The sequence below is a fragment of the Defluviitalea phaphyphila genome, assembly GCF_001466305.1.
Taxonomy (GTDB): Bacteria; Bacillota; Clostridia; order Lachnospirales; family Defluviitaleaceae; genus Defluviitalea_A; species Defluviitalea_A phaphyphila.
On sequence record NZ_JWID01000062.1, the window covers coordinates 1 to 1,016 of the forward strand.

General features: G+C 27.7%; 2 protein-coding genes. Both read right to left on the reverse strand.

Annotated elements, in window-relative coordinates; translation table 11 throughout:
• Positions 1 to 117: 117 nt before the first annotated feature.
• The gene (locus OM90_RS12120; protein ID WP_058487109.1) at positions 118 to 444 is read right to left on the reverse strand and encodes a hypothetical protein; all 327 of its coding nucleotides are present in this window, start codon (positions 442 to 444) and stop codon (positions 118 to 120) included.
• A gap of 1 nt (position 445) precedes the next feature.
• A partial coding sequence (locus tag OM90_RS12940; RefSeq protein WP_160323686.1) for a hypothetical protein occupies positions 446 to 1,016 on the reverse strand: 571 nt, incomplete at its 5' end.

Genomic DNA, 1,016 nt, shown 5'->3' on the forward strand with positions numbered 1-1,016 from the left:
TATGGATATGATGATTAGTAAAAGAAGGCTAAATATCTTTTTTATTCCTTTTTGCATTTTTTTAATATACATTTTTCCTCCTTATTATATTTTATTTTTTGTACTAGCTTTTATTTTTTATTTAATGCTTTGGTCAATAACTGTTTGATCTTTCATATTTTCAATAGGACAATTTTTATGGTCTTCTTCGCCATCAATATTTATTTGAGTTCCCTTAGGAAACATTGTAATTTTATATGCTTCTGTTTCCCATCTAAGTCCTATTTCTGAAGAAGCTTTTGTTGAGGTGACGGGAAATATAATGTAACTATTCCCTTCTTTTTCTGAAATTACAAAATCCACTTTTCTATTTGATGTATTATAATTAGCATAGCTTATATTCCTAAAATCTATAATCATTACAAATAAAAAGATTATTATAAATAAAAATACTATCTTTTTCATATTAATCCCCTTCTACTGGTTCTACTGGTCCAATAGTTTTAAAGTCACCTCCATAAAAATTTTCACCCTTTAATCCTCTACCAACCTGTACTTTATATGGTATTTGATACCATTTACCTAATTCATAATCACCATCTCCAAACAAATCTTCTTTAAAATTACCTTCTGCTGATTTAACACGAAATAATAGTAATCCTTCTACCTCAGGTACTGCATATTGATATACAAAATATTCATCAGTAATAAATTTTGCTTCCATTATCAACTTATGTTCAGCTAAGGTATCATATAGACCTTTAAACCATGTCCTATCTGCATAGCTTCCTGAGGAATAGGGTAGAGCTCTATTATAATATGTTTCAAAATCTATGCGATAATCAAAATTTAATATCGCTTCCATATAATTTTTTGCTATATTAACAAATTTAGGTATGTTTTCTTCCCCATAATTCTCTATTAAATCTTGTCTTTCTTTTTCGTAATCTGGCAAATAACTACATAGTAAATCAAATTGTTCTTGGGTTAATTCTGAACTTGTATTTTCTTTTGGCTCTTCTTTTGGAATTTGTTCT

Bases quoted from the DNA above. Each gene is read 5' to 3' on its own strand.
- OM90_RS12120 (WP_058487109.1), bottom strand. From the start codon at position 444: ATGAAAAAGATAGTATTTTTATTTATAATAATCTTTTTATTTGTAATG.